At 62.5% G+C, this 25405-nt stretch carries 22 protein-coding genes; 14 read left to right on the top strand and 8 right to left on the bottom strand.

All coding sequences use genetic code 11. The features are described 5' to 3' along the window. Positions 1-130: 130 nt before the first annotated feature. From ACX82Z_RS12935 to ACX82Z_RS12975, 9 genes are all read left to right on the top strand, one after another. Positions 131-1540, top strand: a complete 1410-nt coding sequence (locus tag ACX82Z_RS12935; RefSeq protein WP_459589342.1) for a helix-turn-helix domain-containing protein — start codon at positions 131-133, stop codon at positions 1538-1540. A 96-nt stretch (positions 1541-1636) separates the two neighbouring features. After that, positions 1637-2686 (top strand): enoyl-CoA hydratase/isomerase family protein, encoded by a 1050-nt coding sequence (locus ACX82Z_RS12940; protein ID WP_459589344.1) that lies wholly within the window; start codon positions 1637-1639, stop codon positions 2684-2686. 77 nt (positions 2687-2763) lie between these two features. Then, positions 2764-3555, top strand: a complete 792-nt coding sequence (gene pcaD / locus ACX82Z_RS12945; RefSeq protein WP_459589346.1) for a 3-oxoadipate enol-lactonase — start codon at positions 2764-2766, stop codon at positions 3553-3555. A gap of 29 nt (positions 3556-3584) precedes the next feature. Further along, positions 3585-5669, top strand: coding sequence for a 3-hydroxyacyl-CoA dehydrogenase NAD-binding domain-containing protein (locus ACX82Z_RS12950; RefSeq protein WP_459589348.1), 2085 nt, complete (start codon positions 3585-3587; stop codon positions 5667-5669). Then, a complete protein-coding gene (locus tag ACX82Z_RS12955) occupies positions 5666-7285 on the top strand; it encodes an AMP-binding protein (protein ID WP_459589350.1) in 1620 nt (539 codons plus the stop codon). The genes ACX82Z_RS12950 and ACX82Z_RS12955 overlap by 4 nt, the downstream gene beginning before the upstream one ends. An 11-nt stretch (positions 7286-7296) precedes the next feature. After that, positions 7297-8478 (top strand): acetyl-CoA C-acyltransferase, encoded by a 1182-nt coding sequence (locus ACX82Z_RS12960; protein ID WP_459589351.1) that lies wholly within the window; start codon positions 7297-7299, stop codon positions 8476-8478. Positions 8479-8488: 10 nt separating this feature from the next. Then, a complete protein-coding gene (pimC, locus tag ACX82Z_RS12965; RefSeq protein ID WP_459589353.1) occupies positions 8489-9691 on the top strand; it encodes a pimeloyl-CoA dehydrogenase large subunit in 1203 nt (400 codons plus the stop codon). Between the two features lie 425 nt (positions 9692-10116). Continuing rightward, positions 10117-11259 carry an acyl-CoA dehydrogenase family protein gene (locus ACX82Z_RS12970; protein WP_459589355.1) on the top strand — a complete coding sequence of 381 codons (1143 nt, stop codon included), beginning with the start codon at positions 10117-10119 and terminating at the stop codon, positions 11257-11259. Positions 11260-11321: 62 nt separating this feature from the next. Beyond that, a complete protein-coding gene (locus ACX82Z_RS12975) occupies positions 11322-11663 on the top strand; it encodes a protein tyrosine phosphatase family protein (protein ID WP_459589357.1) in 342 nt (113 codons plus the stop codon). Between the two features lie 49 nt (positions 11664-11712). Here the strand turns inward: ACX82Z_RS12975 and ACX82Z_RS12980 are convergent, their stop codons facing one another. Beyond that, a complete protein-coding gene (locus ACX82Z_RS12980; protein ID WP_459589359.1) occupies positions 11713-12183 on the bottom strand; it encodes an Lrp/AsnC family transcriptional regulator in 471 nt (156 codons plus the stop codon). 114 nt (positions 12184-12297) lie between these two features. On the opposite strand from ACX82Z_RS12980, the gene hppD reads away from it, so the two are divergent. Further along, positions 12298-13410 (top strand): 4-hydroxyphenylpyruvate dioxygenase, encoded by a 1113-nt coding sequence (hppD, locus tag ACX82Z_RS12985; protein WP_459589361.1) that lies wholly within the window; start codon positions 12298-12300, stop codon positions 13408-13410. 54 nt (positions 13411-13464) lie between these two features. Here hppD and ACX82Z_RS12990 read toward each other — a convergent pair whose 3' ends face one another. Together ACX82Z_RS12990 and hmgA are read right to left on the bottom strand one after the other, a co-directional pair. Then, complete coding sequence (locus tag ACX82Z_RS12990; protein ID WP_459589363.1) at positions 13465-14478, bottom strand: fumarylacetoacetate hydrolase family protein; 1014 nt, start codon at positions 14476-14478, stop codon at positions 13465-13467. 37 nt (positions 14479-14515) lie between these two features. Next, positions 14516-15874, bottom strand: coding sequence for a homogentisate 1,2-dioxygenase (gene hmgA, locus ACX82Z_RS12995; protein WP_459911743.1), 1359 nt, complete (start codon positions 15872-15874; stop codon positions 14516-14518). 100 nt (positions 15875-15974) lie between these two features. Here hmgA and ACX82Z_RS13000 point away from each other — a divergent pair, with 100 nt between their 5' ends. Continuing rightward, positions 15975-16418 (top strand): MarR family winged helix-turn-helix transcriptional regulator, encoded by a 444-nt coding sequence (locus ACX82Z_RS13000; protein ID WP_459589365.1) that lies wholly within the window; start codon positions 15975-15977, stop codon positions 16416-16418. Here the strand turns inward: ACX82Z_RS13000 and ACX82Z_RS13005 are convergent, their stop codons facing one another. The 5 genes from ACX82Z_RS13005 to ACX82Z_RS13025 form a co-directional block, all read right to left on the bottom strand. Beyond that, positions 16419-16925, bottom strand: a complete 507-nt coding sequence (locus ACX82Z_RS13005) for an HPP family protein (protein WP_459589367.1) — start codon at positions 16923-16925, stop codon at positions 16419-16421. A 7-nt stretch (positions 16926-16932) separates the two neighbouring features. Further along, positions 16933-17967 carry an L-threonine 3-dehydrogenase gene (gene tdh, locus ACX82Z_RS13010; protein WP_459589369.1) on the bottom strand — a complete coding sequence of 345 codons (1035 nt, stop codon included), beginning with the start codon at positions 17965-17967 and terminating at the stop codon, positions 16933-16935. Continuing rightward, a complete protein-coding gene (locus tag ACX82Z_RS13015; protein ID WP_459589370.1) occupies positions 17967-19151 on the bottom strand; it encodes a glycine C-acetyltransferase in 1185 nt (394 codons plus the stop codon). Before ACX82Z_RS13015 ends, tdh begins: the two co-directional genes overlap by 1 nt. 101 nt (positions 19152-19252) lie before the next feature. Continuing rightward, positions 19253-20455 (bottom strand): acyl-CoA dehydrogenase, encoded by a 1203-nt coding sequence (locus ACX82Z_RS13020; protein ID WP_459911745.1) that lies wholly within the window; start codon positions 20453-20455, stop codon positions 19253-19255. Between the two features lie 108 nt (positions 20456-20563). Beyond that, positions 20564-22609: an oxidoreductase gene (locus ACX82Z_RS13025; RefSeq protein ID WP_459589372.1), complete on the bottom strand. Its 2046-nt coding sequence runs from the start codon at positions 22607-22609 to the stop codon at positions 20564-20566. Positions 22610-22675: 66 nt separating this feature from the next. Between ACX82Z_RS13025 and ACX82Z_RS13030 the strand changes: the two genes are divergently transcribed. The 3 genes from ACX82Z_RS13030 to mutL all read left to right on the top strand — a co-directional run bounded on the left by ACX82Z_RS13030 (position 22676) and on the right by mutL (position 25352). Continuing rightward, complete coding sequence (locus ACX82Z_RS13030) at positions 22676-23044, top strand: lysozyme inhibitor LprI family protein (RefSeq protein ID WP_459589373.1); 369 nt, start codon at positions 22676-22678, stop codon at positions 23042-23044. Continuing rightward, the gene (locus ACX82Z_RS13035; RefSeq protein ID WP_459589375.1) at positions 23041-23454 is read left to right on the top strand and encodes a hypothetical protein; all 414 of its coding nucleotides are present in this window, start codon (positions 23041-23043) and stop codon (positions 23452-23454) included. Before ACX82Z_RS13030 ends, ACX82Z_RS13035 begins: the two co-directional genes overlap by 4 nt. 113 nt (positions 23455-23567) lie before the next feature. Next, the gene (gene mutL / locus ACX82Z_RS13040) at positions 23568-25352 is read left to right on the top strand and encodes a DNA mismatch repair endonuclease MutL (RefSeq protein WP_459589376.1); all 1785 of its coding nucleotides are present in this window, start codon (positions 23568-23570) and stop codon (positions 25350-25352) included. The last annotated feature ends 53 nt before the right edge of the window (positions 25353-25405 follow it).

Consider the following 25405-nt stretch of genomic DNA (forward strand, 5'->3'; position numbering starts at 1 on the left):
ATGGCGATCATCTGGTCCTCTCATCTTGCGCATTTTAGCGACTATCGTGCCCGCCGATGCGTGAAAAGCCTTGAACGGGCGGACCGGCGTAAAGTAGATATTGCAATATTGCAAAAAGCAAACATGCGAAATGCGTAACACCAAACTCTTCATCGGCCGCAAGATCCGTGACTTGCGCGAGGCACATCGGCTAACTCAAGCCGCTTTCGCCCAGCGCATCGGCATATCGACCAGCTATCTCAACCAGATCGAGAACAACCAGCGTTCGGTTTCCGCGTCCGTGCTTCTCGCACTGGCCGAAATCTTCCGCATAGATATCGCGGATTTCTCGTCCGGCGAGAGCGACAGGCTGCTTTCGGCCCTGTCCGAGGCGCTTGGCGATCCGCTTTTCGAAACGTACAAGCCGAGCCTTCAGGAACTCAAGCTCGTCACCCAGAACGCACCGGGCTTCGCGCATGCCCTTATCGCCGCCCATCAGGCGTACCGGCGCAATTCCGAACAGCTTGCCAGCGTCGACGACACGCTCGGCCGCTCCGGCGCGCACGATCCGACACCTTATGAAGAGGTGCGGGACTTCTTCCACTTCGTCGACAACTATATCCACGATCTCGACACGGCGGCCGAGGAGCTTGCCGCGCGCCTGACCATCCCCGACCGTGAAACATCGGCGGCCCTGCGCGATCATCTGGAGGCGCGCCACCGCGTAAGCGTTGCGCGCATGGCGTCCGAGGAAGAAGCGCTGCGCCGCTTCGATCCAGCAACGCGCACGCTTTATCTCAACCCCTTCTCGCCGGTGTCCACACGCACGTTCCAGACCGCATTCAAGATCGGGGAACTGGAAACGGGCGATCTCATATCCACGATCATCGGCAATGCGAGCTTTCGCAGCGCGGAGGCGCTCGATATCTGCCGCATCGGCCTTGCGAACTATTTCGCCGGGGCGCTCATGATGCCCTATGAGGCGTTTTTGGCTTCCGCGCGCGAGTTGCGTCACGACCTCGAATTGCTGGCCGCCCGTTTCGGTGCCTCCATCGAACAGGTTGCGCACCGCCTTTCGACGCTGCAGCGCGCGGGGCGCAAGGGTGTACCGATCTTCTTCGCGCGCATCGATCGGGCCGGCAACATCACCAAACGCCACAGCGCCGCGCGCCTGCAATTCGCCCGCTTCGGCGCGGCCTGCCCGTTGTGGAACGCGCATCAGGCTTTCGAAGCGCCCGGACGCATCCTGCGCCAACTTGCAGAAACACCGGACGGGGTGCGCTATCTGTGCGTGTCGACCGAGATCGCCAAGGGTGGCGGCGGCTTTCATGCCGTCCAGCGCCGCTACGCCATCGCAGTCGGCTGCGAAATCACCCATGCGGGCGATTTCGTCTATGCCGACGATCTCGACATCGCCACGCGCACCGCGTTCGAGCCGATCGGCATTTCGTGCCGCATCTGCGAGCGCACCAACTGCGTCCAGCGCGCCGTGCCGCCGTTGAAGCGCCGCCTCACCGTCGACCACGACCTGCGCGGCCCGGTGCCCTACCGGATAGACTGACGGCGCGGCTTCATGCAAAGCCGATTGGCGCGCATTCAAGCTGGCTCATGGCGGATCGATCATTATTGTCCGTCCTGAAATTGAATGGAGGAAAAGATGAGCGAAGCCGAAATCCTGTTCCAGACGCGCAAGCGCGCAGGCTTCGTCACGCTCAACCGGCCAAAGGCGCTCAACGCGTTGACGCGGGGCATGGTCGGTGCCCTCCACACGCAACTGATCGAATGGGCACGCGATCCGCTCGTCGAGCGTGTCGTCATCAAGGCGGCTGGCGAAAAGGCGTTCTGCGCCGGTGGGGACGTGCGCCGGCTCTACGACTGGGGCCAGGCCGGCGACCCGGCGATCCGCGAATTCTACCGCGAGGAATATCGCCTCAACACCTTCATCAAGCGCTACCCGAAGCTATATGTCGCCCTCATCGACGGCATCGTCATGGGCGGCGGTGTCGGCGTCTCGTTTCATGGCAGCCATCGCATCGGCGGCTCGCGTCTGATGTTCGCCATGCCCGAAACAGGCATCGGCCTTTTTCCCGATGTCGGCGGCACGTATTTCCTGCCCCGCCTGCCGCACAATATCGGCATCTGGCTGGCGCTGACCGGCGCACGTCTCGGACAGGCGGACAGCCTCTGGTGCGGATTGATGACGCATGCGCCCACAAGCGAGGATTTCCCGGAGATAGAAGACGCATTGACGCGCGACGGCGATATAGACGATCTTCTGGCGGGCTTCGAAGCGCCGTCCGGCGAGGCTACCCTGCCCGCGCTCGCGCCGGTGATCGAACGCTGCTTTGCCGGGGATACGGTCGAAGACATTCTCGCCGCGCTCGATGCCGATGGCGGCGAATGGGCGGCGAAGCAGGCCGCGATCATTCGCACGAAATCGCCTACCAGCCTGAAAATCACGCTGCGCCAGATGCAGGAAGGCGCGAAAGCCGATTTCGAAGAATGCATGCGCATCGAGTTCAGGATCGTCAGCCGCATCATTGAGGGCCATGAATTCTTCGAGGGCGTGCGCGCGGTGATCATCGACAAGGACAACGCGCCGAAATGGCGGCCCGCCGACCTTTCGGCCGTTATGAAAGCCGATATCGACGTCTATTTCGCGCCGCTGCCGGACGAGCTCGACCTGTCGAACCTCGATCGTCCATGAAAATCACTGCCGTCGATTGACGACGACGCGGCTTGCGACATACCTTGCGGTATGTTCACCGGAAGGGAGGAGCCGGAATGGCGTTTGCGCGCGTCAACGGCGTCGTATTGCATCATGACGTAAGCGGGCCGGTCGATGCACCGGCACTGGTCTTCGCCAATTCGCTCGGCACCGATTTCCGCATCTGGGACGAAGTCGTCGCGCGGCTCGGCGGCCGGTTCCGCGTCGTGCTCTACGACAAGCGCGGGCATGGTCTTTCGGAAGCGACGCCCTCGCCTTACGCGCTTGACGATCACGTCGGCGATCTTAGCGCGCTCCTCGACTATCTGGGCATCGAAAAGGCCGCGCTTGTCGGCCTTTCGGTCGGCGGCCTGATCGCGCAGGGGCTGGCGGCGAAACGGCCCGAACTGGTCAACGCGCTCGTTCTCATGGACACTGCGCACAAGATCGGCACGGCCGATATGTGGAATCAGCGCATCGAGACCGTGACGACGAAGGGCATCGCCGCGATGGCGGACGCGATCATGGAACGGTGGTTCACGCCGTCCTATCGCAGCCCCGACAACCCCGATTTCACCGGCTATCTGGCAATGCTGACGCGCACGCCCGCCGAAGGCTACGCCGGCACCTGCGCGGCCCTGCGCGATGCGGATCTGACGCAATCGACCGCCGCGCTGACCGTTCCAACCCTTTGCATCGTGGGCGATCAGGATGGCTCGACGCCGCCCGACCTCGTGCGCTCGACCGCCGACCTGATTACCGGCAGCCGCTTCGAAATCATTCAGGGTGCAGGACATCTGCCCTGCATCGAAAAGCCGGATGAGACGGCCCGGCTGCTACAGGATTTTTTCGGCGCGACCATTCGCTGAGCGCGCCGTCACATCTGAAAGGAAGAAGAATGCCCGAATACGTCAAGGTGACAAACGACGGCGACGTGGCCGTCATCACCCTCGACAACCCGCCCGTCAACGCGCTCAGCCTCCATCTGCGCGAGCCGCTCTTCGCTACGCTGGAGGCCGCGCGCGACGACGACGCGATCAAGGCGGTGGTGATCGCATGTGCGGGCCGCACCTTCGTTTCGGGCGCAGACATCAGCGAATTCGGCACGGAAAAGGCGCTCGCCTCCCCGTCGCTGCCGGAACTGTGCGCGCTTCTCGATGCATTTCCCAAGCCGGCCGTGGCCGCGATCCACGGCACCGCGCTCGGCGGCGGACTGGAACTGGCGCTTTCCTGCCATTACCGCGTCGCGGTCAAGTCCGCTCAGGTCGGCCTGCCGGAAGTCAAGCTCGGCATTCTGCCCGGAGCCGGCGGCACGGTGCGCCTGCCGCGCCTGACAGGCCCGGTCGAGGCCTTGAAGATGATCACGTCGGGCAATCCAGTGCCCGCACAAAAGGCGCTCAAGCTCGGCATCGTTGACGAGATCGCGGAAGGCGACCTCTTGGCGGACGCAATCGCATTCGCGCGCTCGAAGATCGGCGCGCCGCTCGTTCCCGTCAGCAAACGCATGGACAGGATCGAGAATCCGGACCTTGCCGCCTTCGACGCCGCCACCGCCGAGGTGAAGAAGAAGGCGCGCGGGCTCGACGCGCCGGTCAGATGCGCCGAAGCCGTTCGCAATGCCGTCACGATGGACTTCGACGCCGCGCTGAAGCGCGAGCGCGAACTTTTCATCGAACTCGTTCAAGGCACGCAATCGAAGGCGCAGCGCCATCTATTCTTCGCGCAGCGTGAGGCCGCCAAGGTCGATGGCGTCGGCAAGGACGTCGCGCCGCGCGCGGTCCAGCGCGTCGGCATCATCGGCGCGGGCACGATGGGCGGCGGCATCGCCATGTCCTTCGTCAATGGCGGCGTTCCGGTCACAATCTTGGAAATGACTGACGAAGCGCTCGATCGCGGCATGGGGATGATCGCGAAGAACTACGACATTTCCGTCCAGCGCGGTTCGCTGACGACCGAAGCGAAAGCGGAGCGTCTCGCCGCCTTCAAACGAACCACCGACTATGCCGATCTCGCCGACTGCGACCTCATCATCGAGGCCGTGTTCGAGGAGATGGACGTCAAGAAGGATGTGTTCGGCAAGCTCGACAAGATCGCGAAACAAGGCGCGATCCTCGCCACCAACACGTCCTATCTCGACGTGAACGAGATCGCCGCTTCCATCTCGCGGCCGCAAGATGTCGTCGGCCTGCACTTCTTCTCGCCCGCCAACGTCATGAAGCTCCTGGAAATCGTGCGCGGCGCGAAGACTGCGCCAGACGTTCTGGCCACCGCGCTCGGTCTCGCCCGCAAGATCGGCAAGGTGCCGGTCGTCGTCGGCGTGTGCCACGGCTTTGTCGGCAATCGCATGCTCGGCGCGCGCAACGACGAAACGGAGGCGCTGCTTCTGGAAGGCGCGACGCCGCAGCAGGTCGACAAGGTCTTCACCGATTTCGGCTGGCCGATGGGGCCGTTCGCCATGTGGGATCTGGCCGGTCTCGACATCGGCTGGCGCAACCGCAAGGCGCTCGGCAAGACCGCCGCGATCGCGGACGCTCTGTGCGAACAGGGCCGCTTCGGCCAGAAAACCGGCAAGGGCGTCTATCTCTACGAGGCCGGGTCGCGCGCACCGAAGACCGACCCCGACGTCGAAAAGCTTATCGAGGACAAGGCGCGAGAAAAGGGCATTGCCCGCCGCAAAATCTCCGAAGACGAGATCACCGAGCGCACGCTTTATCCGCTGATCAACGAGGGCGCACGCATCCTCGAGGAAGGGATCGCCGCGCGCGCATCCGACATCGATATCGTGTGGACCAACGGCTACGGCTTTCCGATCGGAAAGGGCGGGCCGATGTTTTACGCCGACACGATCGGCCTGAAGACAATCGTCGAACGCCTCGACCACTGGCACGAGAAAACCGGCAAGGACGTCTACAGGCCTGCCGCGCTTTTGCGAAAGCTGGCCGAAGAAGGCGGCTCCTTTTCCGCCGCGAAGAAGGCCGCATGATCGATCTGGCGAACGCCCCCTGGAAAGCCGTTTATCCGGCGGGGCTGTCGCCGGATACAAAGCTCGACACATGGCCGGTCCACGAGATCGTGGACCGTTCGGCGCGCATCTGGGGCGTAAAGCCGGCCTTCGTCTTTCGCGGACGCGACTTTTCCTATCTCGAGCTGAAACACGCCGTCGATGATTTCGCTGCGCGGCTCGTCGGGGCCGGGCTGAAGAAAAAGGATCGCATCGCGTTCCTCCTGCCCAACACGCTCTATCATCCGGTCGCCTTCTTCGGCGCGCTCAGGGCGGGGCTGACGATCGTTCACCTGTCGCCGCTCGACGGCGACATCGTGCTGCGCCACAAGCTCACCGACAGCGGCGCGCGCGTGCTGGTGACGACCGATCTGGGCGGCCTTGCCGTAAAGGCCGGCGAATTGTTCATGGCCGGCCTCGTCGATCGCGTCATCGTTGGCGACGACCATGCGCTCGCCGACCGCCCGCTGTGGCACGGCCTCGAACCTGCGGACGAAACCGTGATGCCCCCGGTCGGCACGGACGATCTGGCGCTTTTGCAATATACGGGCGGAACGACGGGCCTTCCCAAAGGCGCGATGCTGACGCATGCCAATCTGTCGGCCGCCGTGTCGAGCTACGATCTCTGGTTCGCCGCCCATGGCCTGACGCGGCCGGGCGAGGACCGCGTTTTGATGTGCCTGCCGCTTTTCCACATCTACGGGCTGACGGCGGTGATGCTTCGCGGCCTCAACAACGGCGCGGCGCTCGTCCTGCACACCCGCTTCGACCCGAATGCCGCGCTCGACGAGATCGAAGCGGGCGCGACCAGTTTTCCCGGCGTGCCAACCATGTGGATCGCCATCGCCGCGACACCGGGCGTCGAAAGCCGTGATTTTTCCGCGTTGCGCTATTGCGCGTCGGGTGGCGCACCCCTGCCTGCCGAGGTCGCCCGCAAACTCAAACGCGCGACGGGGCACAATCTTCTCGGCGGCTGGGGTATGACGGAGACGTCGCCTGCCGGCAGCAACATTCCCGTGACGCGGCCGGACAGATACGACACGATCGGCGTCCCTCTGCCCGGCATCTATCTGGACATCGTCGCGCTCGACGATCCCGCACGCACGGTCGCCCAAGGCGAAACCGGCGAATTGCGCATCTTCGGCCCCAACGTGACGAGCGGCTACTGGAAACAGAGCGAGGCGAGCGCGGCGTCGTTTTCGAATGGCGGTTTCCTCACCGGCGACATCGGCTTCATGGACGAGGAAGGCTTCTTTTCCGTCGTGGACCGAAAGAAAGACATGCTCATTTGCGGCGGTTTCAACGTCTATCCGCAACTGATCGAACAGGCCGTCTATACGCATCCCGACATCGAGGAAGTGCTGGTGCTGGGCATGCCCGACGGCTATCGCGGCGAGACGCCGAAGGTTTTCGCCAAGCTGCGCGACGGAGCGCCGGCCCTCACGCTCGACGCGTTGCGCGCTTTCCTGAAAGGCAAGATCGGCCCGCATGAAATGCCCGGCGCGCTCGAACTGCGCGACGCGCTGCCGCGCACGCCGGTCGGAAAGCTCTCGAAGCTGGAATTGAAGAAAGAACTGGCGGCACATGCCGCCGCTTGAGGAGGATCATCATGACTGACGCCGTCATCGTTGCGACCGCGCGTACCCCCATCGGCAAGGCCTATCGCGGCGGGCTGAACGACACGTCCGGGGCCGATCTCGGCGCGCACGCCATTCGACACGCGCTCCAGCGCGCAGGCATCGAGGGCGGCGATGTGGAAGACGTGATCCTCGGCTGCGCCATGCAGGAGGGAACGACCGGGCTCAACGTCGCGCGCCGGGCGGCGCTCGTTGCGGGCCTGCCCGAAACCGCCGCCGGCACCACGATCGACCGGCAGTGTTCGTCGGGCCTTCAATCCATGGCGCTTCTGGCCAACGCGATCCGCAATGACGGCGTGAAAGTCGGTATTGCTGGCGGGCTGGAATCGATCAGCCTCGTCCAGAACGACCACCGCAACACATTTCGCCTCGTCGACAAATCGCTGACGGGCGCTGCCGCCGACGTCTACATGCCGATGATCGACACCGCCGAGGTCGTCTCCAAACGCTACGGCATCGCCCGCGACCGCCAGGACGAATATGCGCTGGAAAGTCAGCGCCGGGTCGCTGCCGCGCGCGAAGCCGGGCGTTTCAGCGAGGAAATCGCGCCGATATCGACACGGATGGCCGTCGTCGACAAGGAAACGAAGGAGATCAGTCACCGCGACGTTGAGATCGTCCATGACGAAGGACCGCGCGCCGACACGACCGCCGAAGGCCTTGCCAACCTGAAATCCGTTCGCGAAGGCGGCACGATCACCGCCGGAAACGCCAGCCAGCTATCCGACGGGGCTTCGGCTCACGTCATGATGAGTTCGGCGGAAGCCGAGCGGCGCGGCCTCGCCCCTCTCGGCATTTTGCGCGGCTTCAACGTCGCCGGCTGCGCGCCCGACGAGATGGGCATCGGACCGGTCTATGCCGTGCCGCGCCTTCTCGAACGCCACGGGCTGAAAGTCGACGATATCGGCCTTTGGGAACTGAACGAAGCCTTCGCCGTGCAGGTGATCTATTGCCGCGACCGGCTCGGCATCGACCCGGAAAAGCTGAACGTCAGCGGCGGCGCGATCGCGCTCGGCCACCCCTACGGCATGTCGGGCGCGCGCCTTGCCGGGCATGCGCTCATCGAGGGCAGAAGACGCGGCGTCAAATATGCCGTCGTGACCATGTGCGTCGGCGGCGGCATGGGCGCGGCGGGGCTGTTCGAGATCGTTTGAGGAGACCGAAATGGACCTTCGCTACACGCCCGAGGAACTCGCCTTCCGCAATGAGGTGCGCACATTCCTGAAAGACAATCTGCCGGACGAAATTCGCCGGAAGATGATCGATGGCGAGAGCATGGACAAGCAAGACCTCGTCACATGGTCGCGCATCCTGAATCAAAAAGGCTGGGCTGTTCCGCACTGGCCGAAAGATTATGGCGGCACCGGCTGGGACCCGATGCGGCAATATATCTTCCTCGAAGAAACGCAGAAATGGCCGGCGCCGCAGCCGCTCGCCTTCGGCGTCAACATGGTCGGCCCGGTCATCTACACATTCGGCAACGATGCGCAAAAGAAGCGCTACCTGCCCGCCATCGCCAACCTCGACGACTGGTGGTGCCAGGGATTTTCGGAGCCGGGTGCCGGCTCCGATCTCGCCTCGCTGAAGACGAAGGCCGTGCGCGAGGGCGATCATTACATCGTCAACGGCCAGAAGACGTGGACGACGCTCGCGCAATATGCCGACTGGATTTTCTGCCTCGTCAGAACCGACCCGGATGTCAAAAAACAGTCCGGCATCTCGTTCCTGCTGATCGACATGAAGACGCCGGGCGTCGAGGTCCGTCCGATCGTGACGATCGACGGCGGACGCGAGATCAACGAGGTGTTCCTGACGGACGTAAAAGTGCCGGTCGAAAACCTCGTCGGCGAGGAGAACAAGGGCTGGGACTACGCCAAATTCCTGCTCGGCAACGAGCGAACCAACATCGCGCGCATCGGCATGTCGAAGCAGCGTGTCGCACGCATCCGCGAACTTGCGACAAAGGAAATGTCCGGCGGCCGCCCGCTGATCGAGGACGAGCGCTTCCGTGAAAAACTCGCCTCGGTCGAGATCGACCTGAAGGCGCTGGAACTGACGCAGCTTCGCGTCGTCGCGGCCGACGCCAAACGCGGCAACACCGGCAAGCCCGATCCGGCCTCCTCGATCCTCAAGATCAAGGGGTCGGAAATCCAGCAGGCGACGACGCATCTTTTGATGCAGGTCATGGGGCCTCACGCCCTGCCCTATCACGCCGGCGATACGGACGGTTCCAACGAACTTCCAATCGAGCCGGACTACGCCGCCACCGCCGCACCCGGCTATTTCAATTTCCGCAAGGTCTCGATCTATGGCGGCTCGAACGAGATTCAGAAGAACATCATCGCCAAGGCGGTTCTGGGGCTGTGACATGGCTTCCCCTTCGTCCGTGGGAAACTTATCCCCCTTCCAGCCGCCGGCCCTATCATCCCTTCACCGCCCTGACGGGAACCGGTCCGGACCGGGATTTGGCAGGGCGGCGGTGACCTCCCCCTGTGGCGTGGTAAATCACGGGCATGTGAGGGCGCGGAACAGGCCGGCGTGGCGGGCCGCTTGCAACAGTCTGCAAGCCATACGCCATGCGGAAAAGCCGCAGGTGTTTCCCTTGGAAGCATCGGTGACCGGCCGAGAGCGCGACAGCCACCGGGTGACGGTCCGTCGATCGCACCATAAAAATTTCCAGAAGCGTGAAGCGGACCGTCGCCTTCCCGACTTCTCCATGATCCGGCCGTTCAGGCGCGGCGGCGCGCCCGCACGCCCGTCTTTCAAGATACGAATTTCCAGGAGGCACTCCGATGGACTTTGACCTTACCGACGAGCAGACCATGCTCAAGGATGCGCTCGACCGCCTTTTGAAGGATGCTTACGGCTTCGAGCAGCGGCGCAAATATATGACCGAGCCGGCCGGATACAGCGCCGATATGTGGAACGCCTATGCCGAGATGGGGCTGATGGCGCTGCCTTTCGCGGAAGAGGACGGAGGACTTGCCGGAACGCCGGTCGAAACCATGATCGTGATGGAATCGCTCGGGCGCGTGCTCGCGCTGGAGCCGTATTTCGCGACAATGGTTCTCGGCGGCGGCGCGCTGAAGGCGGCAGCTTCCAGCGACCAGAAGGCCGAACTGATCCCGCAAATCGCGGACGGTTCGCTCAAGCTCGCGCTCGCCCACACCGAGCGCAACTCGCGCTACGACCTCAACCACGTCGAGACGAAAGCGACGAAAGACGGCGATGGCTGGCTATTGACCGGCCAGAAAAGTGTCGTGCTTCACGGCGAGGCCGCCGACAAGATCGTTGTCGTCGCAAGGGCGGCGGGTGACATCCGTGACGAGAACGGCATCGGCCTTTTCATCGTCGATGCCAGTGGGGAGGGTGTGACGCGCCGCGGATATGCCACGCAGGACGGCTCGCGCGCTGCCGAAATCCGGCTCGACAATGCGAGGGCGGAAGCGCTTGGAGACCCCGAAAACGGACTGCCCGCGCTGCGCACTGTGATCGACAGCGCAATCGCCGCGCTCGGTGCAGAATCCGTCGGGGTCATGTCGACGATGCACGAGTTGACCGTTGAATATCTGAAAGTGCGCAAGCAGTTCGGAACGCCCATCGGCGCGTTCCAGGTGCTCCAGCACAAGGCAGTCGACATGTATGTCGCCATCGAACAGGCCCGCTCGATCACGCTTTACGCGACGATGATGGCGGACAGTGACGATACGGATGCGCGCGCGCAGGCCATGCACGCGGCCAAGGCCGAGATCGGACGCGGTGGGCGCGTCGTCGGCGAAAACGCGATCCAGCTTCACGGCGGTGTCGGGATGGCGATGGAATATGCCGTCGGGCACTATTTCAAGCGGATGACGATGATCGACACACAGTTCGGCGACGGCGACTTTCATCTGCGTGCGCTGGCGAACGGACGCGGGCTTTTCGAGGCTGCATGATTGCGGCCTTGCGTCCCGCATGTCACAACGCGCGCCAAGATATCATTCAACGGGATCGACCCATGGAAATCCGCCAGCTCACCGAAGATTACTCCGTTTCGCCACAGATTGGCATCGAGCATCTGCCGCTGATCAAGGGCGCGGGCTACAAATCCATCGTCTCGAACCGGCCCGATGCCGAAGACGGCGCGGTTCCGCATGACGAGATCGAGGCGGCTGCGCGCGCTGAAGGCTTGGAGTTCCGTTATCTGCCCGTCATATCCGGCCAGATCACCGACCAAAACGTGCGCGATCAGGCCAAGGCGCTCGCGGAAATGCCCAAGCCGGTTCTCGCCTATTGCCGGTCGGGTACACGCTGCACCAACCTCTACGCGCTCATCCAGCAGATGGACGGCGGATCATAAGCATTTTGCAGTCAGACGGAATCGTCTGACGTCGCACAAATGCGGCTGCTCATAACGGCAGAGCGTCGGTTTCCTTGAGCGTCTGAAGCACGATCGCCGTTTTCACGTGCTGAACGGATTCGTGCGGCAGCAGGACCTCGTTGACGAAGGCGGCGAGCGATTTCAAATCGGGCGTGACGACCTTGACGAAATAGTCCATCTCGCCGGTCAGTGCATAGGCTTCCTGAACCTGTGGCAACCGCGCCAGAAGCTCGGCGAAGCGGCGCGCATTGTCCCGATTATGCGTGGCGAGCGTGACAGAGATCACGTTGACCAGCGGAAAACCGAGCCGGTCGCGGTCGAGCGTCGCGCGGTAGCCCTTGATATAGCCGGCATCCTCAAGCCGCTGCCGCCTGCGCGAACATTGCGAGGCGGACAGATGCACCCGTTCTGCGAGATCGGAATTCGTCAGACGCGCGTCCTGCTGTAACGCTGCGAGAATCTTGCGGTCGAACTGGTCGATACCGATATCTTCGCTCACATGAATGCCCTTCGATGCGTGAACTTCGCATAAGAAGGGCATTGCGAGGCCAATAATGCAATCCCCTTGCATTCGGGACGCGGTATATTCGCGTATCGGTTTCAGGAGGAAGACATGGGTCCGTTCCCGCACGACGCACCGCCCGCACAGATCACCCGCGACAATCCCGCCGGCACGGACGGTTTCGAGTTTGTGGAGTTCTCACATCCCGAACCCGAAAAGCTCGCCGAGCTTTTCGCGAAGATGGGCTATGCGAAGGTCGCTACGCACAAGACGAAAAAGATCGACGTCTGGCGGCAGGGCGACATCAATTACATCGTCAATGCCGAACCCGGCTCCCACGGCATGCGCTTCGTGGAGGAGCATGGTCCCTGCGCACCAGCCATGGCGTGGCGTGTCGTCGATGCGAAGCATGCCTTCGAGCATGCGGTATCGAAGGGTGCCGAACCCTATAACGGAGACGACAAGACACTCGATGTGCCGGCCATCGTCGGCATCGGCGGGTCACTGCTTTATTTCGTCGAAACCTATGGCGAGCGCGGCTCGGCCTACGAAGCCGAATTCGACTGGACCGGCGAGGCGAACCCGCGACCCGAAGGTGTCGGCTTCTATTATCTCGATCACCTCACCCACAACGTCTATCGCGGCAACATGGACAAGTGGTGGGCGTTCTATCGCGAACTTTTCAACTTCAAGCAGATCCATTTCTTCAACATCGACGGGCGCATCACCGGACTGATGAGCCGGGCGATTACGTCGCCTTGCGGCAAGATCCGCATTCCGCTCAACGAGTCCAAGGACGATACGAGCCAGATCGAGGAATATCTTAAGAAGTACAACGGCGAAGGCATCCAGCACATCGCGGTCGGCACGGACGGCATCTACGACGCGACCGACAAGCTTGACGCCAACGGCCTGCGCTTCATGCCGAAGCCCCCGGACACCTATTACGAGAAGAGCCACGACCGCGTCATCGGCCATGACGAGCCGATCGAGCGCATGATGAAGCACGGCATCCTGATCGACGGCGAAGGCGTCGTTGACGGCGGCACGACCAAGATCCTGCTTCAGATCTTCTCGAAGACTGTGATCGGTCCGATCTTCTTCGAGTTCATCCAGCGAAAGGGTGACGAAGGTTTCGGCGAGGGTAATTTCCGCGCGCTTTTCGAAAGCATCGAGGAGGACCAGATTCGCCGCGGCGTCATCAAGGTCGAGGCTGCGGAATAGATATCAAGCCACAAAGTGGGCAGGAAGGTCTCGCCTTCGGGCGAGACCTTTTTGTTATCGCTCGTATTTTTCGACCACCTGCTCAATCGCACCGAAGATCGAGTGCCCTGCAGCATCTTTCATCTCGATGCGGACCGTATCGCCGAACCGCATGAAGGGTGTTGTCGCCTTGCCGGTTTTGATCGTCTCGATCATGCGGATTTCCGCGATGCAGGAATAGCCGACCCCGCCGCCGTCAACGGGTTTGCCCGGGCCGCCGTCCAGCTTGTTCGAGACGGTGCCCGATCCGACGATCGTGCCGGCGGCAAGCGCGCGTGTCTTTGCCGCATGCGCAATAAGCGTCGGGAAATCGAACGTCATGTCGACGCCAGCATCGGCCCGGCCGAAAGGCTTGCCGTTGTAATCGACCGCCAGAGGCAATGAGAGTTTGCCGCCGTCCCATGCGTCGCCGAGTTCGTCGGGCGTGACGGCGACGGGCGAAAAAGCCGAGGAGGGCTTCGACTGGAAAAAGCCGAAGCCCTTGCCGAGTTCGGCCGGGATCAGCCCGCGCAGCGACACGTCATTGACGAGCATAACGAGACGGATCGCCTGCCGTGCCTCGTCCACGCTCGCGCCCATGGGAACATCATCCACAATGACGGCGATCTCACCTTCCATATCGATGCCAAACGCTTCGTCTGCCATCACGATCGGATCGCGGGGAGCGAGGAACGCGTCCGAACCACCCTGATAGATCAGCGGATCGGTCCAGAACGAGGCGGGCATTTCGGCGTTGCGCGCCTTACGGACCAGTTCGACGTGGTTTACATAGGCCGACCCGTCCGCCCACTGATAAGCGCGCGGAAGCGGTGAAAGCGCATCGTGCTCGTGGAAACGCTCGGATGGCACGGAGCCGTGCTCGAGGCTTTCGGCGAGGGCTTCAAGATGCGGCGCGATCCGCCGCCAGTCGTCAAGTGCGGCCTGCAATGTCGGAACCAGAAACGAGGCGTCGGCATAGCGCGTCAGATCGTTCGAGACGACGACGAGTTTTCCGTCGCGCGTCCCGTTTTTCAGCGTGGCAAGTTTCATGCAGTCTCCATCCCTCGTTGATCGTCGACCGGAGCGATCAACTCCAGTCTCCCTCCGGCGTGCCGTTGAAGCGCTTTTTCAGATCGCTCCAGCAATCGATATAGTCGTCCTGAAGGGTGTCGAGTTCCAGCCCAAATCGCGTGACGAGCTGCGGAAAACGCGTTTCGAACATGAAGGCCATGGTGTTTTCGAGCTTCACCGGCTTCAGTTCCGCGCGTGAAGCCTTTTCGAAGCCGCCTGTGTCGGGGCCATGGGCCAGCATCATGTTGTGAAGGCTCACGCCGCCGGGCACGAATCCCTCTTCCTTGGCGTCATACTGGCCCCGGATCAGCCCCATGAATTCCGACATGATGTTGCGATGATACCAAGGCGGGCGAAACGTGTTTTCGGCTACTAGCCAGCGCGGCGGGAAGATCACGAAGTCGATATTCGCCGTTCCTTCTTCGCCGCTCGGCGCGGTCAGAACCGTGAAAATTGACGGGTCCGGATGGTCGAACAGGATCGCACCGACAGGCGAGAACGTCGCCAGATCGTATTTGTATGGCGCGTAATTGCCGTGCCACGCGACGACGTCGAGCGGGGAATGGCCGATTTCCGTGACGTGGAACTGCCCGCACCATTTCACGATGATCCTGCACGGCGTTTCCTTGTCTTCGTACCACGCGACGGGTGTCCGGAAGTCACGCGGATTGGCAAGGCAGTTCGCTCCGATCGGCCCGCGATCGGGCAGCGTAAACTTCGCGCCGTAGTTCTCGCACAGATAACCGCGCGCGGTGGCTGCCATCAACTCGACCTTGAATGTGAGACCGCGCGGCAGGACGCAGATTTCGCCTGGCTCGACCTCGATGACGCCCATCTCGGTCAAAAAGCGCAGCCCACCCTCCTGCGGCACGACGAGCATCTCGCCATCAGCATTGAAGAAATGATCGTCCACCATATCGGCATTGGCGACATAGACATGGGCCGCCATTCCCGCCTGTCCCATCACGTCGCCCGCCAGCGTCATGGTGCGAATGCCGGAGATGAAATCCGTCTTTTCCTGCGGAACCGGCACCGGGCTCCAGCGGAACTGGCCGAGCGGCAATTCATGATCGCCCTTTGATGGCGCGGTAAGCCAAAGTGGCAGTTCAAACGGCTTGAAGCGGCGATGATGCTTCACGCTCGGGCGAATGCGGTAGAGCCACGAGCGCTCATTCGTGCCGCGCGGCGCGGTGAAGGGCGAGCCGGAAAGCTGCTCGGCATAAAGCCCGTAGGCCGGACGCTGCGGCGAATTCATGCCGTGCGGCAGCGCGCCGGCCAAGCTTTCGGTTTCGAAGTCGTTGCCAAAACCAGGCATGTAATCGAAGCGCGATTTCGGCTTTTGCTGCGGCGACGTGTGGCCCAGCGGTTTGCTCATATCGTTCATGACGACCTCCCGTCATTTATGGTGGATTTGACCATCCTTGCAATTCGTTGCATTCGTAACCATTGAAAATGTAACCATCAAGCGGATGAGCATGCCCGACGCGAGATTAAACCTCGAAACCTTCCTGCCCTACCGCCTCAACCGGCTCGCGGACGCCGTAAGCCGTGATTTCTCGCGCATCTATCGCGACAGGCATGGCATAACGCGTCCCGAATGGCGGTTGCTCGCCGCGCTTGGACAGTATGGAACGATGACGGCAACCGAAATCGGCCGTCATTCCGCCATGCACAAGACGAAGGTCAGTCGCGCCGTCTTCGCTCTGGAGCAGCGTGGTTGGTTGAAACGTGAGACGAATGCGGAAGATCGCAGAATCGAGCATCTGGCACTGACAAAGGCGGGCGCTGCCGCCTATCGGGAACTCGTGCCGCTTGCGAAAGCGTTCGAAGATCGACTGTTCGAAAAGCTGCCAGCCTCCGACAAGGAAACGGTTCTTGCCGCGCTCGACGTTCTGGAAAAGGCGAGCGGTACCGAGTGATCAGTCGGGATGCAGGGGGTATTGTCGTTTGGGCGGAATGCCGTGGACAACAACCGCGAGCGAGATGATCGCCACGCAGCCCACCAGAAGCACCGTGAACAGGACGAGCCCGTGGATCGGTTCGCCGAATGTCAGGATCGGAAGGGCACAGGCCGGTGGGTGGGTGACGCGCAAGGCGCGCATGACGACGATGGTGATGCCGACAGCAACCGCCGCCGCGACCCAGACACCCGGCAAGGCAAGGAACACCGCCTCGCAGATAAACGCTCCGACCAGATAGCCGAACATCACGTTGACGGGCTGTGCGAGCGGGCTCGACGGCTGGCCGAACAAAAGCGCCGCCGTCGCGCCAAGCGGCGCAAGCAGAAGCGGCAGACCGGTCAGCGAGGCCAGAAGGCCGACGACGCCCATGGCGAGCGCCGCGCCGATGCCGGACTTGAAATTGGCGACCGGATCGACCCGCGTTTCGTGGCGGGTCAGGAACCTTGCTGCCAGCTTGCGTATCACGCCCGTCCTACCAGTCCATCACCACCTTGCCGGAATTGCCCGAGCGCATCGCGTCGAAGCCGGACTGGTAGTCATCGATGCCGATGCGATGCGTGATGAGTCCCGAAACGTCGAGCGGCCCCTGCACCAGCGCGATCATCTTGTACCAAGTCTCGAACATCTCGCGCCCATAGATGCCCTTCAGCGTCAGCATCTTGAAGATGACCTTGTTCCAGTCGATCTCGAAGCCGGTCGGCGCGATGCCGAGAATTGCGATCTTGCCGCCATTGTTCATCGTGTCGATCATGTCGCGGAAGGCGACGGCGGAGCCGGACATTTCCAGCCCCACGTCGAAGCCTTCGGTCATGCCCTCGTCGCGCATCACGTCGCGAAGATTTTCCTTCGACGCATCGACGGCGTGATGGATGTTCATCTTGCGGGCGAGGTCGAGGCGGACCGGGTTGATGTCGGTGATGACGACCTTGCGCGCGCCGACGCATTGCGCAACCAGCGCACCCATGATGCCGATCGGCCCCGCCCCGGTGACGAGCACATCCTCGCCGACGAGATCGAACGAAAGGGCCGTGTGAACCGCGTTGCCGAGCGGATCGAAGATCGCGGCGATTTCATCCGACACGTCGTCGGGGATCGGCACGACATTGTGCTTGGGCAGAACGACATATTCGGCGAAGGAGCCGGGCCGGTTGACGCCGACGCCGAGCGTGTTGCGGCACAGATGCCCGCGACCGGCGCGACAGTTTCGGCAGTGGCCGCACACGATATGCCCCTCTCCGGAGACGCGCTGGCCGACCTTGTATTCGGTGACTGCCGCGCCAAAATCGGCGACTTCACCGACGAATTCATGGCCTGTGACCATCGGCACCGGCACAGTCTTTTGCGCCCACTGGTCCCAATTGTAGATGTGAACGTCGGTGCCGCAGATCGCGGATTTCTTCACCTTTATAAGGACGTCGTTCGGGCCGATGTCGGGAAGCGGCACCTCCTCCATCCAGATGCCGGGTTCGGCTTTTGCTTTGACGAGCGCGCGCATCATGTTGGACATCAGACCACTCCCATCTCTTTGCCGACCGTCGCAAAGGCCGCAACCGCGCGGTCGATGTCATCGGTGGAATGCGCGGCCGACATCTGCGTCCTGATCCGCGCCTGCCCTTTCGGGACGACGGGGAACGAAAAGCCAATGACGTAGATGCCGTGATCCATCAGCCGGTCGGCCATGTCCTTTGCCACTTGAGCGTCGCCGAGCATAACCGGGATGATCGGATGTTCGGCACCGGCGAGCGTGAACCCCGCCTTCTCCATGCCCGCCCGGAAACGCGCGGCGTTGTCGTTCAGGTGCCGGCGCAACGCATCTCCGTTCTCGATCATGTCGAAGACCTTGAGCGAGGTCGCAGCGATCACCGGCGCAAGCGTGTTGGAAAAGAGGTACGGCCGCGAGCGCTGGCGCAGCCACTCGACAACCTCGCGCCTGGCCGACGTATAGCCGCCCGAAGCGCCGCCCAGCGCCTTACCGAGCGTGCCGGTGACGATGTCGACCCGGCCCTCGACACCGCAATGCTCGATCGATCCCCGCCCGTTCGCACCGACGAAGCCGACCGCGTGGCTGTCGTCGACCATGACCATGGCGTCGTATTTTTCGGCGAGGTCGCACACGCCCTTCAAGTTGGCGATGATGCCGTCCATCGAGAACACGCCGTCGGTCGCGATCAGCCGAAAGCGTGCGCCGGCCGCTTCCTTCAGCCGCGCTTCGAGCTCGACCATGTCGTTGTTCGCGTAGCGATAGCGCTTCGCTTTCGACAGCCGCACACCATCGATGATCGAAGCATGATTGAGCGCATCGGAAATGATCGCGTCGTCTTCGGTCAAAAGCGTTTCGAAGAGGCCCGCATTGGCGTCGAAACAGGAGGAATAGAGGATCGTGTCCTCGAAGCCGAGGAAGGACGAGATACGCGCTTCGAGTTGCTTGTGCTCCTCCTGCGTGCCGCAGATGAAGCGCACGGAAGCCATGCCGTAGCCGTAGCGGTCGAGCGCGGCCTTGGCCGTCTCACGCAGTTCTGCGTTGTCGGCGAGGCCGAGATAGTTGTTGGCGCAGAAATTCAGCACCTTGCGCCCGTCCGCCTCGATCTCGGCGGACTGCATGGACGAGATCACGCGTTCGGACTTGTAAAGACCGTCGGATTTCAGCGCATCGATTTCGGCGGAAAGATGGGAAAGAAAGGTTTTGCTCATGGCCGTTCCTACGCCGGGATTGAGACGATTTCCAGCATCGCGCGATGACCAAACGAAAACGGGCGCCGAAGCGCCCGTTTTGCCGATATTTACGTCACCGATCAGAAAAACGCCTGAATGCCAGTCTGCGCACGACCGAGGATCAGCGCATGAACGTCGTGCGTGCCCTCATAGGTGTTGACCGTCTCAAGGTTCTGCGCGTGGCGCATAACGTGGTATTCGACCTGAATGCCGTTGCCGCCATGCATGTCGCGGGCCTGTCGGGCGATGTCGAGCGCCTTGCCACAATTGTTGCGCTTGACGAGCGAAATCATCTCCGGGGCAAAGCGGTGCTCGTCCATCAGGCGGCCGACGCGCAAGGAGGCCTGAAGGCCGAGCGCGATTTCCGTCTGCATGTCGGCGAGTTTTTTCTGGAAAAGCTGCGTTGCGGCGAGCGGCTTGTTGAACTGCTTGCGGTCGAGGCCGTACTGACGCGCGCGGTGCCAGCAATCCTCGGCAGCGCCCATCGCGCCCCAGGAAATGCCATAGCGGGCGCGGTTCAGACAGCCGAACGGACCGGAGAGGCCGGAGATATTCGGCAAAATCGCATCTTCGCCCACCTCGACACCATCCATGACGATCTCGCCGGTGATCGACGCGCGCAGCGAAAGCTTGCCGCCGATCTTCGGGGCCGAAAGACCCTTCATGCCCTTTTCGAGCACGAAGCCGCGGATCTTGTTGTCATGCGAGGCGGACTTCGCCCACACGACGAACACGTCGGCGATCGGCGCGTTGGAAATCCACATCTTGGAGCCGGAGATGCGATAGCCGTTCGCCGTTTTTTCAGCGCGCGTCTTCATGCCGCCCGGATCGGAACCTGCATCCGGCTCGGTCAGGCCGAAGCAGCCGATCCATTCTCCCGAGGCGAGTTTGGGCAGGTACTTCTTGCGCTGTTCCTCGGAGCCGTAGGCATAGATCGGGTGCATGACGAGCGAGGACTGGACGCTCATCATCGAGCGGTAGCCCGAATCCACGCGCTCGACTTCGCGCGCAACGAGGCCGTAAGCCACGTAGCCAGCGCCGACGCCGCCATATTCCTCGGGGATCGTCACACCGAGCAGACCCGCCTCACCCATTTCGCGGAAGATCGCCGGATCGGTATTCTCATTGAGATAGGCTTCCTGAACGCGCGGCGCGAGCTTGTCGGCGGCGAACGCGGCCGCCGTGTCGCGGAACATCCGCTCGTCCTCGGTGAGCTGATCTTCGATAAGGAAAGGATCGTTCCACGCAAAGGCGTCGGACGTGTCCTTGGCTCGCACTTCCATGTTCATTGTTCAGGTTCCCATTTCCGATTTCGGCGGCAACTTAGTCCCGTTGTGTCGCCGGGGAAACCGTTTTTCCGGAAAATGTTCGAAGCCTAAAACATTTTCACATCAAAGCCGCACAGCGTAGCGCATGGCATCGTAGATCGCGGCGTGGATGTTTCGCGCGGCGACGGCATCACCGATGCGGACAAGGTCGAAACTGCCATCCGGCTTGCCGCAGGGAAAGAGGTCGCCTCGCCCGGAAATCAGCGCCTCGTAATCGACCGCGCCGCCATTGCGCGAATGCGGCTTCAGCGCATGGTAAAGCTCGTCATTGGCCAGTGTTCCGTGCTCGACGATCACCTGATCGACACGCCGCTCGTCGCGCCAGCCGGGCGCATAGTCTGAAGCCAGCGTGACGACCAGCGCGTTGCCGTCACGTTTGACGGAAATCACGCGCGTGTTGATCGTGACGCGCACGTTCTTCTCGTGGAACGCGCGCATGTAAGGCGCATGGTTCATGCCGCCCATTTCCGGCGCGAACAGGCGCTCGGGTGAGACGAGTTCGACCGCCGCGCCGGCATTGGCCGCAACTTCCGCCGCCGACATGCCTTGATGCCCGCCATTGTCGTCATAGACGAGCACGTTTTCCGTCGGTTTCACTGTGCCGGACAGGATATCCCAGCTCGAAATGACGAGGTCGTCACCGGTCTCCAGAGGCGGGTTCTGCGGCATGCCGCCCGTCGCAACGATCACCACGTCGGGGTCGAGCGCCAGGACGTCCTCAGCCTCGGCCCAGCAATCGTAACGGATCGACACGCCCAGATGCTCGAACTCGGAAAGCCGCCAGTCGACGATGCCGACCAGTTCGCGCCGGCGCGGATTCTGGACTGCAAGGCCGACCTGTCCGCCTGCGCGGCTCGACGCTTCCAGGACACTGACCTTGTGGCCGCGCTCCGCCGCCACGCGCGCGGCTTCCAGCCCTGCCGGACCGGCACCGACGACGACCACATGCCGGGCCTCGCCTTCAGCCTTGGGGATTTCGTGAGAAAGCTGCGCCTCGCGCCCCGTCACGGCGTTGTGGATGCACAAAGCGCCGCCGCCCTCATAGATGCGGTCGAGGCAGTAGGTCGCGCCAACGCAGGGGCGAATGCGGTGTTCGGCACCCGCTTTTACCTTCGAGATGATGTGAGGGTCCGCGATGTGCGCACGCGTCATGCCCACCATGTCGAGCTTGCCTTCGGCGATCGCGTGGCGCGCGGTCGCGACATCGGAAATGCGCGCGGCATGAAACACCGGGAACTTCGTCGCCGCACGCACCTCGCCCGCAAAATCGAGATGCGGGGCCGAGCGCATGCCCGTAACCGGGATCACTTCGGTCAGTGCGGCATCGGTATCGATGTGACCGCGAATGATGTTGAGGAAATCGACCTTGCCGGACGCTGCCAGAATACGCGCGATCTCAACGCCCTCATCGCGCGACAGGCCGCTTTTCATATCCTCGTCCGCGACCATGCGGATTCCGACGACGAAATCGTCACCGACTTCGGCGCGAACGGCGTCGAGTACGCGATTGGAAAACCGCATCCGGTTTTCCAGCGATCCGCCATAGATATCCTCACGCAGATTCGTTGCGGGCGACCAGAACGCGTCCATCAGATGCCCGTAGGCCTCGAACTCCACACCGTCGAGACCGGCTTCCTTCATGCGTCCCGCTGCGGAAGCGTAATCGGCGACAATGCGCTCGATGTCCCACTCCTCCGCCTCCTTCGGAAAGGAGCGATGCGCCGCCTCGCGCACCGGCGAAGCGGACAAGACGGGCAGCCAGTCGGCCCGGTTCCAGCCGGTGCGGCGGCCCAGATGCGTCAACTGGATCATAACCTTGCAGTCGTGCTCGTGGCAGCTTGTCGCAAGGTCGCGCATGTAAGGCACGATTTCGTCGCGCCAGGCTTCAAGGTTGCCGAACGCGGCTGGGCTGTCACGCGAAACGAGCGCCGATCCCGCCGTCATCGTCAGCGCCATGCCACCCTTCGCCTTTTCCGCGTGGTAGAGCCGGTAGCGCTCGCGCGGCAGCCCATCCTCTGCATAGGCCGGCTCATGCGCGGTCGACATGACGCGGTTCTTGAACGTCAAATGTTTCAACGTGAAAGGCTGGAGCAGCGGATCGGCGGTCATGTCTTACCCTTGCGGCGATGGGCTCATACACGCATGTTCGGCATTCCCGATAACAGGAGCATTCCCATGCGCGCCATTGTGATGACGATTCCCGCCCTTTTGGTCCTGACCATCGCGACAGGCGCCGAAGAACAGGAAGAAGCCACCTGCCCGGACGCGGTCAGCACGATCGACATCGTGGAATGCCTCGGCGAAATTTACACGGAACAGGACGCAAGGCTGAACACCGCATATCGCTCGGCCATCGATCCGCTTGAAGGCGAGCGACGCACGCTTCTTCGCGACGCACAGCGCTCATGGGTGGCGTTTCGCGATGCCAATTGCCAGTTCTACCGCTCCGGCGAGGGGACGATCGCAGCGATCGAAGGTACGTCCTGCATGGTGGAAACGACACGCTCCCGGGTGGATGAACTCGAAAAGCTCAGCCAGAATTGACGCCCCGCATTTCTGATCCTGCCCGAAAACGAGGAGCACCGCACAAAATGTCAGTTCTGGAACCGCGCGAGAACGTCGTCGACACGGCAGAAAACGAACCGCTCGTCGAAATGCTGTTTCGCAACGGCACGCTCACGGTCGTCGGCATTTTGCTGTCTTTTTCGCTGACCTTCGTCACCCAATGGGCACATAATCCGCTGCCGTGGGATTTATTGGATTTTCCGCCAATCGTGCTTCTGATCGCAGGCATCGCCTGCCAGGCCTATGCGCTGGTGATCTTTCTGCGGCATGATTCGCTGCGCCGAGCGGTATACGACAAAGGCAGCAAATTCTTCATCGTCGGCCTTTGCCTCACCGCCACCGGTGTGATCAGCGCCATCATCATCGATTTCGTGCAGATCGTCGTCTGACTTTCGTCGACGGGTCTTGGCAAGGTTTCATCGCTTTCACTTAGTTGTGCGCGCTGCCCACCAAAGCCACGCGCCGTCTCGTCGTCCAACACAAATCCAGCTAAAATCCCGCTATGCCGATCCGCCAGCTTTCCGAAACCATCGTCAATCAGATCGCCGCCGGCGAGGTCATCGAGCGACCGGCCAGCGTCGTGAAGGAACTGGTGGAGAACGCACTCGACGCAGGCGCGCGGCGCGTCGAGATCGCGACGGCCGGCGGCGGGCTTCAACTCATCCGCATAACCGACGACGGATCGGGGATGGATGCGGACGACCTCGCGCTCGCCATCGGGCGGCACTGCACGTCGAAGCTTTCCGACGACATCCACGATATCCGCTCGCTCGGTTTTCGCGGCGAGGCGTTGCCGTCCATCGGATCGATCGCGAAGCTGACGATCCGCTCGCGCACGGCGAAAGGCGACGGCGCGGAGATTTCCGTCGAGGGTGGCCGCGTTTCGTCCGTGCGGCCGGCTGCCGCCAATCCCGGCACGGTGGTCGAGGTGCGCGATCTCTTCTTCGCCACCCCCGCGCGGCTGAAATTCATGAAGAGCGAGCGTGCGGAGACGACCGCTATCTCCGATATGGTCAAGCGCATCGCCATCGCGTTCCCGCATGTGCGCTTCACGCTGTCGGGGCCGGACCGTACGACCCTCGATCTTGCCGCCTGCGCGCCGGATGCGGCAGGCCAACTTGAACGCGTCGCGCAGGTGATGGGCCGCGATTTTTCCGACAACGCTCTGACGATCCTGGCCGAACGCACCGATATCCGCCTTTCCGGTCATGCCTCGATCCCGTCCTTCACGCGAGGCAACGCGCTCCAGCAATATGTCTATGTCAACGGGCGGCCGGTACGCGACAAGCTTTTGGGCGGTGCGATCCGCGGCGCATATGCGGATGTCCTGCCGCGCGACCGGCATGCGATCACCGCGCTTTTCCTCGACATCGAACCGGCGCTCGTCGACGTCAACGTTCATCCGGCAAAGGCCGATGTGCGGTTCCGCGATCCGGGGCTGGTGCGCGGACTGCTCGTCGGCGCGATCAAGCAGGCGCTCGGCACCGCCGGCATTCGCGCCTCGACGGATGCGGCAGCAACGGTCAGCGCGATGTTCCGCACGCCTGCACCGCCCCACCGTCCGGCCACCGGCTTCGACCTGGCGACTGCTGCGCACACGCCGCTCGACATGGGATTTGCCGAGCGCGCGCAATCCGGCTTCGCGGATATCGGCGCGTCGGTCGATCCGCGTGCCGGGCTGGCCGAGCCGGAGCCGCAGGCGCTCGTCCAGCCGCTCGGCGCGGCGCGTGCACAGGTTCACGAGAACTACATCATCGCGCAGACCGACCGTTCGCTCATCATCGTCGACCAGCACGCCGCGCATGAGCGGCTCGTCTACGAGGCGCTGAAGACAGCTTTGCATTCCAAGCCGCTCGCGGCGCAGATGCTGCTTTTGCCCGAAATCGTCGACCTGTCCGAAGACGACGCGGAACGCCTCGTCGCCCATGCGCAGACGCTTGCGCGCTTCGGCCTGACCGTCGAACGGTTCGGACCCGGCGCGGTGTGCGTGCGCGAGACGCCGGCCATGCTCGGCGAGATGGACGTGCAGCAGCTCGTGCGCGACCTTGCCGACGAAATCGCCGATCACGACACGGTCGAGACGCTGACCGCGCGGCTGCACCATATCGCCGCCACCATGGCCTGCCACGGTTCGGTGCGGTCGGGTCGCCGCCTCAAGCCTGACGAAATGAACGCGCTCTTGCGGCAGATGGAGGCCACGCCCGGCTCGGCCACCTGCAATCACGGCCGCCCGACCTATGTGGAACTGAAGCTCGACGATATCGAACGCCTTTTCGGGCGGCGCTGAACTTGACCTTGCCGTCGTTTTATGGCGGAACCGTCGCGAACGAAGGCACGATC

Source organism: Aliihoeflea sp. PC F10.4 (assembly GCF_054612275.1).

What these genes read in the sequence shown, in the direction of transcription:
- ACX82Z_RS12935 (WP_459589342.1), top strand. Translation starts at nt 131, where the DNA reads ATGCGTAACACCAAACTCTTCATCGGCCGCAAGATCCGTGACTTGCGC.
- ACX82Z_RS12940 (WP_459589344.1), top strand. Translation starts at nt 1,637, where the DNA reads ATGAGCGAAGCCGAAATCCTGTTCCAGACGCGCAAGCGCGCAGGCTTC.
- pcaD (WP_459589346.1), top strand. Translation starts at nt 2,764, where the DNA reads ATGGCGTTTGCGCGCGTCAACGGCGTCGTATTGCATCATGACGTAAGC.
- ACX82Z_RS12950 (WP_459589348.1), top strand. Translation starts at nt 3,585, where the DNA reads ATGCCCGAATACGTCAAGGTGACAAACGACGGCGACGTGGCCGTCATC.
- ACX82Z_RS12955 (WP_459589350.1), top strand. Translation starts at nt 5,666, where the DNA reads ATGATCGATCTGGCGAACGCCCCCTGGAAAGCCGTTTATCCGGCGGGG.
- ACX82Z_RS12960 (WP_459589351.1), top strand. Translation starts at nt 7,297, where the DNA reads ATGACTGACGCCGTCATCGTTGCGACCGCGCGTACCCCCATCGGCAAG.
- pimC (WP_459589353.1), top strand. Translation starts at nt 8,489, where the DNA reads ATGGACCTTCGCTACACGCCCGAGGAACTCGCCTTCCGCAATGAGGTG.
- ACX82Z_RS12970 (WP_459589355.1), top strand. Translation starts at nt 10,117, where the DNA reads ATGGACTTTGACCTTACCGACGAGCAGACCATGCTCAAGGATGCGCTC.
- ACX82Z_RS12975 (WP_459589357.1), top strand. Translation starts at nt 11,322, where the DNA reads ATGGAAATCCGCCAGCTCACCGAAGATTACTCCGTTTCGCCACAGATT.
- hppD (WP_459589361.1), top strand. Translation starts at nt 12,298, where the DNA reads ATGGGTCCGTTCCCGCACGACGCACCGCCCGCACAGATCACCCGCGAC.
- ACX82Z_RS12990 (WP_459589363.1), bottom strand. Translation starts at nt 14,478, where the DNA reads ATGAAACTTGCCACGCTGAAAAACGGGACGCGCGACGGAAAACTCGTC.
- hmgA (WP_459911743.1), bottom strand. Translation starts at nt 15,874, where the DNA reads ATGAGCAAACCGCTGGGCCACACGTCGCCGCAGCAAAAGCCGAAATCG.
- ACX82Z_RS13000 (WP_459589365.1), top strand. Translation starts at nt 15,975, where the DNA reads ATGCCCGACGCGAGATTAAACCTCGAAACCTTCCTGCCCTACCGCCTC.
- tdh (WP_459589369.1), bottom strand. Translation starts at nt 17,967, where the DNA reads ATGTCCAACATGATGCGCGCGCTCGTCAAAGCAAAAGCCGAACCCGGC.
- ACX82Z_RS13015 (WP_459589370.1), bottom strand. Translation starts at nt 19,151, where the DNA reads ATGAGCAAAACCTTTCTTTCCCATCTTTCCGCCGAAATCGATGCGCTG.
- ACX82Z_RS13020 (WP_459911745.1), bottom strand. Translation starts at nt 20,455, where the DNA reads ATGGAAGTGCGAGCCAAGGACACGTCCGACGCCTTTGCGTGGAACGAT.
- ACX82Z_RS13025 (WP_459589372.1), bottom strand. Translation starts at nt 22,609, where the DNA reads ATGACCGCCGATCCGCTGCTCCAGCCTTTCACGTTGAAACATTTGACG.
- ACX82Z_RS13030 (WP_459589373.1), top strand. Translation starts at nt 22,676, where the DNA reads ATGCGCGCCATTGTGATGACGATTCCCGCCCTTTTGGTCCTGACCATC.
- mutL (WP_459589376.1), top strand. Translation starts at nt 23,568, where the DNA reads ATGCCGATCCGCCAGCTTTCCGAAACCATCGTCAATCAGATCGCCGCC.